This is a genomic window from Pseudemcibacter sp. (assembly GCF_965661635.1).
Lineage (GTDB): Bacteria > Pseudomonadota > Alphaproteobacteria > Sphingomonadales > Emcibacteraceae > Pseudemcibacter.
Window position 1 is genome coordinate 1 of the sequence record NZ_CBFIEP010000023.1, and the last position, 9,492, is coordinate 9,492.

A 9,492-nucleotide genomic window follows, 5' to 3' on the forward strand; every position below is an offset into this window, starting at 1 on the left:
ATAGAGTAAGATTAGGAAGCCTTATATGTGCTTTAAAAAAGTTTTTAGTCGAATATTAGTATTGTTATTATTCTCTATTACCAGCGTATACTCTCAAGAAATAGATAATATCCGCCCTAAACGGCTGGATGATAAAAATTATACTGAATATTGGGAACAATATTTTTATCTGTCTGACGGTTCCTTGATTACAAGTCAATTTCTTGTGGCGAATTTCCCATGGCCAGTTGGAAAAGACCACGGCATCATGTTAAGCACACTCATCACGCCCAACGGTGAACAATATGTCATTAAAAATGGTCGCAACTTTGGTGAATGGGGGTACAAAGAAGATAAGCTTGATCTTTTCATACATACCCACCGCTTAAGTCAAAAAAATGATGAAGTAAATGTTCATCTTGAAAATACAATGGCCTTTGTCGATATAAATTCAAAATCGAAAATCGCAGCATTTAGTCACAATCGCTTTTCAAGTGATGAAGGCTTTATTGAAAGCCGCTTTTATGCCCCTTCCCTTATTGGTAATGGCAATTGGCAGTTGGGTGAAGAAGCTGGGTTTAAACCAAACGGCCCCGTTAATAATGCCGATATCGCAGAGGGGCATGGCGTACACGTTCTAATGACAGATAAGGTCGATCAATTAATTAAAAATTGGACGCGTATTTCCGGTATTGGTAATGGTCAACTGAAACCATTCATTTCTGCAATCACCAGACCAGATGAAAAGCAAGATATCATTTTCAAACTATTTGATAACGACAAAACAATAGAAACTTTTGAAAATGTGAACATTAAATATGAGAATATTACTAAAGAAAAAGAGGCGTCTTATCCAAAAAGAATTAAAATTACTGCAAAAGGAAAAAATGGTAATATTGAAGGAGAAATTCAATTTACTAGAAAAATGGACCATTTCAATTTAACTGATCATTTAAACTTTTTTGAGCGTTCATTTGCTAAATCAAATCCAACCGTTACAAATTTTCGCTACATTGCAGACTATAATCTGGTATATAAAACAGCAGAGGGTGAAAAACTTCTAAGTGGTAAGGCGTTAAGTGAATATACTGATATTCAACCAGCTAAGAAAGCCGCATCGAAGAAAAGACGCCGCAGCAGACGTTAACTAAACCAGAAATGATCTTATGTCCGCAACTGATGACAAGGCCGCAATCACGGCCAAAGACAATAAAGATATTGCCAAAGGTGCAGGGGCAAATTTCTTTGGCTTTATAATTCGCTTAGGATCGCGACTTCCCTTTTTAATTCTTGCCGTAGCGCTTTTTGGTAATGAACTTTATGGGCGTTACAATTATACCATCACGACAATTGAAATTTGCGCTGCGTTCGCCACATTCGGATTTAAAAGGTCATTATTTAAATTTATTCACGATGATGAATATGCAGGAAAATACTCAATCGAACAGGTAATGATTTCTGCTTTGTTGAGTTCCGTTCTCGTCAGTATTTTATTTACAGGGATTATTATTCTAAGTGCAGAAATGCTTGCCTTTCTTTTTGATTACCCAGAAATGGTTCCCGGATTAAAATCTTTAGCACCTGTGGTAATCATAATTACGGCGCTTGACGTTATTCTTGCAGGGACAAGAGCAACACGTAAAATGCGTTATGAGGTAATCTCAAGAAGTCTAGTTGAACCTTATGTCTTACTTGGTAGCATGCTTCTTTTTTATTATCTTGATTATTCTAGTTTTGGCCTTTTAATGGCTTACGCGGTCGCTCTTATCGCCGCCCTTATTTACGCTCTCTGGGGATTTTGCGACCTTTATTCATTAGAAAAAACATTAAAGGCGCGACCAAGTTTATCGTTAATGAAGAATTTAATGCGGTTTTCCGGCCCCACTGCTTTTCATGACCTTGCTCTTTTAACATTTATGAGGATGGATATTTTTGCAGTGAAATTCTTTTTCTCGGAAGCAATTTTAGGTGTTTATACAATTGCCCAACAATTTGCCACATCCGTTGAAAAAATATATCAAAGCTTTTATCCAATCCTTTCACCTGTAATGGCAAAAAGCCTCGTGGCGAAAGATTATAAAACCGTTGAACAACAAATGATTATGGTTTCGCGATGGATTCTCATGATCCAAAGTATCCTCGTCATTCTCTGCATTTTTTACGGCGAAACGATCTTTTCAGCTATCCTACCAGAAGGCATAGACCAAGATATGGCAATGATCGGCGGAATGGTCCTCTTTTTCTTGATGCTTGGTGAAACTATAAATGGCGGGTTTGGTATGGCTGACTTGCCTGTTATTTACCGAAGCCCATTCTTTAATCCAATCATCTCTTTAACAATGATACCCGTATATATTTTACTGGCCTATCTATTTACACAATATACCTCATTTGGTCCTATCGGTGTGGCCATGGCCCTATGCAGCACATATCTTCTAATGAATTTATTAAGAGTTATGGTGATCAAAAAAATGTTTAACATTAACATGTTAAAACTAAGGATATTTAAAGTTATCTTTGCTGCGATCGCAACGACGTTTAGTTTTTATTTGCTGGAAAACTTTCTACCCATTGATTTAAGATATGGATATGGAATTGCGATTGGAATTCCACTCTTATTTTTGATTTATGGAATATTATTAATAATTATAGCGATGGAAAAATCCGACATTCAAAAATTAAAAGCAAAGTTCCTGTAAAAAAACTTTCTCAACACGTAAAAGATTTGCTAAGTTCTGAAACAACATAATAAGGAACTGAAAAGTGCACGATGACAATCCAACCGAAGAAGAAAAGAAATCAAAGCTTATCGAATACCGCAATAGTATAGATAATATTGATGCGGCTGTAATAAATATGCTTGCTGAACGATTTAAGATCACCCAAAAAGTTGGCGTTTATAAAGCAAAATATGGTCTCCCACCTTCAGATAAAGATCGCGAAAGCAAGCAGATAGAACGCCTTCGGAAATTATCAGAAGATGCACAACTAGATCCTGACTTTTCAGAAAAGTTTTTAGATTTTATTATTGAGGAAGTCATTCAACACCACAAAAAAATTAGTGGTGCTGAATAAAATCTTATAATTTGCCTTGGTCAACATAAACAATAGCTTTACCAAACGCCATTGGATCATCAACATCAAGCCACAAGCGGCCTTTAACATCAAAAGTACGCGCCTTATCTTTAGCCCCTAGTACATTCATCGCACCAGAAATGCTTTCATCGCCTTCTTTGGCGCTTTGTTCAAGTGCTGCAAACATAGCAGATGTACAATAAAAAATACCCGTATCAAACGCATTATAGTCACGGATGATTTTACCGATATTATTAATTTCATTTTTCGTGCAATTCACACGTGTCACATCTTCTAAATCAACAACAGGGTTTTCAATATTATAATCCACACAAAGTGTCACTGTTCCCTCTTCATGATCATGTGAAAGCAAGTCTTTTATGATTTCAGGATCAAAAAGGTGATCACACATTGTTAATACAAAGGGACCTTCAATTACATCTTTAGCACAGGACACTGAAAGTCCATTTGGACGTTGCCATTCTTCATTAATAATATGAGTGATCGAAATATTTTCTCGTTCCGACAATTCATCAAGGAAGGCACGTACTTTTGTGCCACGGTATCCCGTTACAACGTAAAAATCATCAAGACCGCCGGCGCGTGCATTTAAAATTACCCGTTCAATAATGGGCACACCACCGAGTTCAATCAGTGGCTTGCTCTCACCTTTTTCACGTAATCTAGTGCCTTGACCAGCGGCAGCAATTAAGCATTTCATTCTGCAGCACCAAGAGATTTAACGCGACTATCGATAAACTGTTCCGTCATTTCATAGGCTTGATCATCAGTATACTGAACAGGCGGATGTTTACAGAAGTATGCTGAAGCAGCCGTAAGAATACCACCTTCACTATTCATAAGTGCCAATTTACAGCAGCGGATCATGTCAATTGCCACACCCGCTGAGTTCGGACTGTCTTCCACAGAAAGACGCATTTCTAAATTCATAGGTACACCACCAAATAGATCACCTTCCATACGCAAGAAGCAAACTTTGTTGTCATTCTGCCATGGAATATAATCACTTGGACCAACATGGATGTTTTCGTCATCTAATCTTGTACCAGCAACCGCTTGAACCGCTTCTGTTTTTGATTCTTTCTTAGAGGCAAGACGGTCCTGATTTTTCATATTTAAAAAGTCAGTGTTACCACCAGTATTTAATTGATAAGTACGGTCAAGAACCACACCACGCTTAGCGAAAAGATCAGTTAGTGTTCTATGGGTAATAGTTGCACCTAGTTGCGCTTTAATATCATCACCAACAATCGGAATATTGGCGGCTTCAAACTTTTCTGCCCACTCAGGATTACTCGCAATGAAAACAGGCATATTGTTAATGAAAGCAACGCCTGCCTCTAATGCACATTCAGCATAGAACTTAGCGGCTTCTTCAGATCCTACCGGCATATAATTCGTTAGAATTTCAGCGCCACTTTCTTTTAGTTCGCGTACGATATCTTCTTTAGTTGCTGAAGGTGTTCCATCAAGAACAAATGTACGATTGTCATCATAATCAGCCATATGTTTTGAAACACCATCTAGGATATTACCCATTTTAACGATCGTGCCGCTTAGTGGTAAATCTTGGTAAAAAACTGTCGTACAATTTGGTTTTTCAAAAATTGCTTCATTAACGTCTTTACCGACCTTACGGCTATCAACATCAAAAGCGGCCACAACCTCAATGTCACATGGACGGTAACCGGCTACATCCCAATGCATCAAGCCTGGGACAATTTTATCGTTACCTACACGCTCTGGTGTATAATAATAAATACCTTGAATGAGTGAACTTGCACAGTTTCCAATACCCGCAATCGCAATTTTAATTTTCGACATATATTTTACCTTTTTTATATTATATCTCTATCATCGGTTTACATAAAACCCGAATTTCAATCCCCTCCTATACATTATAATGCGCAATAAAGACAAGCATTTAACAGTTACATGAGATGTAACATAAGTAGATACAAAAATTGCGTCTTGGAACTGCCACAGTTTTGCTATATACGAATGGCATTAATTTTATAAAAACACAGAAAAACATGGAGTTTTTAATGTCACTAAACACCAAAATGTTCTTAAAGACTTTGGCTCTATCTTCGGCGGGTTTTGTTCTAATGTCTTGTTCAGAACAAGCATCAGAAAATGAAGCCACTGCAGAAGATACAATGGCTCAAATGACAGAAGAAGCGGAGCAAGTAATGAGCGATACATCATCTTTCCTTGAAGAAAACAAATCTAAACCTGGTATTGAAGTCACTGGAAGTGGTCTACAATATAAAGTCCTTCTTGAAGGAACAGGTAAACGTCCAATGGCTACAGATAGAGTTACAGTTCATTATGAAGGCACCTTAACTGACGGCACAGTATTTGATAGTTCTTATCAGCGTGGTCAGCCAATTGACTTCGGTCTAAATCAGGTTATTCGTGGCTGGACGGAAGGCGTTCAACTTATGCAAGAAGGCGCAAAATATAAATTCTTCATTCCTTCTGAATTAGCATATGGCCCACGCGGCACACCCGGAGGTCCAATTGGCCCCAACGAAGATCTTATTTTTACTGTTGAACTTATTCGTGTAAATTAATAATTACACAATTTAAAAAAGAAAAAAAAGGAGGCTAAACATAGCCTCCTTTTTAGTATTAGTGACCCCGGCTGGTATTCGCACAAATTGTGAGGGGGAAAGTTTATACAGAATAAACCGAGGGCACTAGACGCATTTACTAACTTTACAAAACATAAGATACTCGTTTAAATACGGTCATTAACAATCTTCCAATTGCCGTCTGGCTGACGACAGGCCTTACCATAGGCTTCTTGTACTTCACCGACTATCGTTACAGTTTGCTGGTATTCACGGCAATATTGACCATTATCATTTTGAACAGCCGGACTTGGCGTGTAACTACCGGAATTGCCACTATCTGGATTGTACCAAGTTGAAGCCTGACCAGACGGATAATTCTCAAACGCAACTTGCTGAGCCTGATACATCTTCATACGGTCCGCTTCATCTAATTTCTTACCAATATTATTACCGACAGCAGCACCAACTACAGCACCGGTCATCATCGCAAATGCTTTTCCATCAGAACTTGCTCCATCACCAGCAATAGCAGATCCAACAACGGCACCACCTAACATACCGAGAAATGTTCCAAATCCTTCGTTTGACCCCTGCTCACATGCAGAGAGTGTGAAAGCGCATAAAATTATTGCTGATACTTTTTTCATATTGCTATCCTTACTCTTTAATTATGTAAAAAGAATAACAAACCTAAAATTAATGAATTCTGAATATCGAGTTCAGGAAAGGTAAGGATTAATTCATAAAACTATACTGATGGTAGTATTAATGTTGCCAACAACCCCTTCTTGGTAGCATCTCTTGAATTATCATCCAAACGAATTGATCCATCATATAATGCTGATAAATCTTTAACAATTGAAAGGCCAAGTCCAGTTCCAGGTTTTTGTTCATCAAGCCTTTCACCGCGCATAAAGACAGCTTCTCTCTCTTTTTTATCTATTCCTGGTCCATCATCGAAAATCTTTATCTGAAGGTTATTGTTAATTTTTTCACACTCTACAACGACTTTTTTTGATGCCCACTTTGCTGCGTTTTCCATCAAGTTGCCCACCATATCCTCAAAATCATTAGCATCACCTTTAAATATCATGCTGACTTCGGGTGAAATTTTCCTAACTTCAATGGTCTTATCTTGATGTATCTTATTTAATGCCCTTGCAATATTCTCAATTGACGGCATGATTTGGCTATGACCGCTTAACGTTTTTAAATTGGCTGCTGCGCGTGCTCTTTTTAAATAATGGTCCACATGCTTATGCATGGTGTCGGTTTGTTTTTTTACTGTATCCGACATTTTATTATCTTCATTGATACGCGCTTCGTTTTTTAAGACCGCAAGTGGCGTTTTTAAGGCATGAGCAAGGTTCCCTACCTGCGTCCTAGAGCGAGCAATTATTTCGTTATTATGATCTATAAGGGCATTTAATTCATCAGCAAGGGGTTGAATTTCACTAGGAAAATCTGTCGGTAAATATTCTTTATCTCCGCTTCGAACTTGACTAAGCGTTTCTTTAATATGCCCAAGAGGTTTTAACCCTAAAAATACTTGCAATAATGATGCAGACAATAACCCTATACCCAAAGCCGAAAGCCCAATTAACAATATATTATCAAAACGGCTGGCTTGTTCGTTGATTTCGATTGTATCGACAGCGACTATAAAACGATATACTACCTCGCTATCAGGGATGGTAATATCACGCTCGATTACCCTTAACATTTGCTGCTCAGGTCCAATTGCATCACGCAAACGGGTTTGAGTAATATCTTCCGAAAAATCTACTTCAAGATTCACATCCCATAATGAACGCGACCGGACTGGATTAAATCCTTCCGGTGCTATTTGCCAATACCATCCTGAGTATGGTTGTTCAAACCTAGGATCCACCATCGTTCTTGAAAAATTAAGTTCTGTGGTTTCATCATCAAGACTAATCCCGATTAAATTATCTAAAAGTCCACTTAAACGATTGTCAAAATTTTGTTCTAAAGTATCTCGAAAAACCAGAGAAAGAAGATATCCCCCAATTACCAATGCCAATACCGTCCAAACTGCAGATATTGTAACAAGGCGCACCCATAATGAACGGCGTTTCGTTGTAGTTGGTATATTTTTATCCTTATTCAGCGACAAGCTGATACCCCAGACCTCTAATTGTTTTAATTATATCAATTCCGATTTTTTTACGAACCCGTGTCACAAAAACTTCAATAGTATTTGAATCCCTATCGAAATCTTGATCATAAATATGTTCAGTAAGTTCCGTTCTGGAAATGACCTTATTCGGATGATGCATCATATAGGAAAGCAGTTTATATTCTTGTGCGGTCAGTTTTATTGGCATGCCATCTACTGTCACTTTTGATGAAGCACTATTGAGCGTTAAACCCTTAATTGATATTTCAGGCGAAGCCTGTCCTGCAGCGCGTCTTATCAGTGCACGAATGCGGGCGAGAACTTCTTCTATCTGGAATGGTTTTGGCACATAATCATCTGCACCTGCATCGAGCCCTGTTACTTTCTCGGACCAGCCATCACGTGCGGTTAGGATCAGAACTGGCGTATCAATTCCTTTATCTCTCCATTTTTTAAGTATGCTGATACCGTCCATGACTGGCAATCCTAGATCTAAAATGATCGCATCATAACTTTCCGTTTCACCTAAAAAATGCACGTCTTCACCATCCATAGAAGCGTCCACTGCATACCCAGAATCTTCTAAAAAACTTTTGAGCTGTCTTGATAAATCTGGATCATCTTCAGCGAGTAACAATCTCATTAACTATCCTTTTACATCAATAATTTTTGCATTCTTAGCGTCTATTTTAACGGAAAGTAATTTTCCGGCATCGGTTAAAACCCTAACATCATAGAGGTAATTTATACCTTCCCTTTTAGGGACTAAGAGCCTTACATCAACAATTTTTCCAGGGTATTCAGATTGTACCGCTTTACGAATAACCGACAATGATAAAATATTTCCAGAGCGAACTGCGTCTCTTGCCTGATCATGCCTGAAAAATTGATCCGGTATTCTGAGGCGCTCCTGAGGGGATTGAGAAACTGACCTCGTCCCCAATTCCCTGGGTTGAGGTATTTCACGTATTTCTTGAGAAAACCCATCAAGAGGCATAGCTATAAACATAACCATTAAAGCCAATATGTGCGCAGTGATTCTAAACATACCCAAATACTACCTAAATTCTTCTTAATATAGGATGAATAAGAATTGGGTGTTTAGCTTATTAACCTATTCTATATATTAAAATTATAGTATTAATCTGTCTTAAATTAAACCTTAAATAAGCAGCATTATTTTTATTTAGCATTGTTATCATCATTTATGGGTCGTTATTTCCATTTGATTTTCAATTTGAAAATTTGGCACAAAATGACAGGCGAGCAATTTTTTCAACAAATATCTTTGGTGCTAGAATAGCAGATATTTTAAGCAATGTTTTATTATTCCTGCCACTTGGTTTTGCCGGCAGTGAACTGATTTCAAGAAATAAAAATGAACAAAAATATTATTTTTTATTATGTTTTTGTTCTTTTATATTGGCTCTAGGTGTTCAAATTTTACAAATATATATTCCGCAAAGATATCCAGCACTTTATGACGTGCTCTGGAATATGATAGGTACATTTCTTGGTATATTAACCGCAAATTTAATGGCTCGGCATTATTCACACATCCTTAAATCTGATCACAAAATTTCATTATTTATATTATTAATGGGATGGGTTTTCTTTTTATTAACACCATTTATTTTTAGTTTCGAAAAAGCAACTTTAATGGCAAATATATCTAGTCATTTAAACATAGAAAAATAT

Annotated in this window: 11 protein-coding genes; 5 read left to right on the forward strand and 6 right to left on the reverse strand. The window is 37.4% G+C overall.

Annotation, left to right across the window (positions count from 1 at the left end):
- The first annotated feature begins 25 nt into the window (after positions 1-25).
- The 3 genes from ACTF6W_RS01515 (at position 26) to ACTF6W_RS01525 (ending at position 3,054) form a co-directional block, all read left to right on the forward strand.
- Positions 26-1,126: a hypothetical protein gene (locus tag ACTF6W_RS01515; RefSeq protein ID WP_438992773.1), complete on the forward strand. Its 1,101-nt coding sequence runs from the start codon at positions 26-28 to the stop codon at positions 1,124-1,126.
- Between the two features lie 19 nt (positions 1,127-1,145).
- Positions 1,146-2,678, forward strand: coding sequence for a lipopolysaccharide biosynthesis protein (locus tag ACTF6W_RS01520; protein WP_438992774.1), 1,533 nt, complete (start codon positions 1,146-1,148; stop codon positions 2,676-2,678).
- A 64-nt stretch (positions 2,679-2,742) separates the two neighbouring features.
- A complete protein-coding gene (locus ACTF6W_RS01525) occupies positions 2,743-3,054 on the forward strand; it encodes a chorismate mutase (protein WP_438992775.1) in 312 nt (103 codons plus the stop codon).
- Positions 3,055-3,058: 4 nt separating this feature from the next.
- Here ACTF6W_RS01525 and ACTF6W_RS01530 read toward each other — a convergent pair whose 3' ends face one another.
- Together ACTF6W_RS01530 and ACTF6W_RS01535 are read right to left on the reverse strand one after the other, a co-directional pair.
- Entirely contained in the window at positions 3,059-3,775 is a 717-nt protein-coding gene (locus ACTF6W_RS01530) for an NTP transferase domain-containing protein (RefSeq protein ID WP_438992776.1), read from the reverse strand.
- Positions 3,772-4,899 (reverse strand): inositol-3-phosphate synthase, encoded by a 1,128-nt coding sequence (locus ACTF6W_RS01535; protein WP_438992777.1) that lies wholly within the window; start codon positions 4,897-4,899, stop codon positions 3,772-3,774. Before ACTF6W_RS01535 ends, ACTF6W_RS01530 begins: the two co-directional genes overlap by 4 nt.
- A 164-nt stretch (positions 4,900-5,063) precedes the next feature.
- On the opposite strand from ACTF6W_RS01535, the gene ACTF6W_RS01540 reads away from it, so the two are divergent.
- Entirely contained in the window at positions 5,064-5,651 is a 588-nt protein-coding gene (locus ACTF6W_RS01540) for an FKBP-type peptidyl-prolyl cis-trans isomerase (RefSeq protein ID WP_438992778.1), read from the forward strand.
- A gap of 167 nt (positions 5,652-5,818) precedes the next feature.
- Here ACTF6W_RS01540 and ACTF6W_RS01545 read toward each other — a convergent pair whose 3' ends face one another.
- The 4 genes from ACTF6W_RS01545 to ACTF6W_RS01560 all read right to left on the reverse strand — a co-directional run bounded on the left by ACTF6W_RS01545 (position 5,819) and on the right by ACTF6W_RS01560 (position 8,842).
- The gene (locus tag ACTF6W_RS01545; RefSeq protein ID WP_438992779.1) at positions 5,819-6,301 is read right to left on the reverse strand and encodes an RT0821/Lpp0805 family surface protein; all 483 of its coding nucleotides are present in this window, start codon (positions 6,299-6,301) and stop codon (positions 5,819-5,821) included.
- 101 nt (positions 6,302-6,402) lie between these two features.
- Positions 6,403-7,791 carry an ATP-binding protein gene (locus ACTF6W_RS01550; RefSeq protein WP_438992780.1) on the reverse strand — a complete coding sequence of 463 codons (1,389 nt, stop codon included), beginning with the start codon at positions 7,789-7,791 and terminating at the stop codon, positions 6,403-6,405.
- The gene (locus ACTF6W_RS01555) at positions 7,778-8,437 is read right to left on the reverse strand and encodes a response regulator transcription factor (RefSeq protein ID WP_438992781.1); all 660 of its coding nucleotides are present in this window, start codon (positions 8,435-8,437) and stop codon (positions 7,778-7,780) included. Before ACTF6W_RS01555 ends, ACTF6W_RS01550 begins: the two co-directional genes overlap by 14 nt.
- Positions 8,438-8,440: 3 nt before the next feature.
- Positions 8,441-8,842 carry a PepSY domain-containing protein gene (locus ACTF6W_RS01560; protein ID WP_438992782.1) on the reverse strand — a complete coding sequence of 134 codons (402 nt, stop codon included), beginning with the start codon at positions 8,840-8,842 and terminating at the stop codon, positions 8,441-8,443.
- Between the two features lie 143 nt (positions 8,843-8,985).
- On the opposite strand from ACTF6W_RS01560, the gene ACTF6W_RS01565 reads away from it, so the two are divergent.
- Positions 8,986-9,492: VanZ family protein (locus ACTF6W_RS01565; protein WP_438992783.1), on the forward strand; the 507-nt coding region annotated here is incomplete at its 3' end.

Excerpts from the sequence above, each read along its gene's own strand:
- ACTF6W_RS01530 (WP_438992776.1), bottom strand. The coding sequence starts at position 3,775 with ATGAAATGCTTAATTGCTGCCGCTGGTCAAGGCACTAGATTACGTGAA.
- ACTF6W_RS01545 (WP_438992779.1), bottom strand. The coding sequence starts at position 6,301 with ATGAAAAAAGTATCAGCAATAATTTTATGCGCTTTCACACTCTCTGCA.
- ACTF6W_RS01520 (WP_438992774.1), top strand. The coding sequence starts at position 1,146 with ATGTCCGCAACTGATGACAAGGCCGCAATCACGGCCAAAGACAATAAA.
- ACTF6W_RS01515 (WP_438992773.1), top strand. The coding sequence starts at position 26 with ATGTGCTTTAAAAAAGTTTTTAGTCGAATATTAGTATTGTTATTATTC.
- ACTF6W_RS01535 (WP_438992777.1), bottom strand. The coding sequence starts at position 4,899 with ATGTCGAAAATTAAAATTGCGATTGCGGGTATTGGAAACTGTGCAAGT.
- ACTF6W_RS01555 (WP_438992781.1), bottom strand. The coding sequence starts at position 8,437 with ATGAGATTGTTACTCGCTGAAGATGATCCAGATTTATCAAGACAGCTC.
- ACTF6W_RS01560 (WP_438992782.1), bottom strand. The coding sequence starts at position 8,842 with ATGTTTAGAATCACTGCGCACATATTGGCTTTAATGGTTATGTTTATA.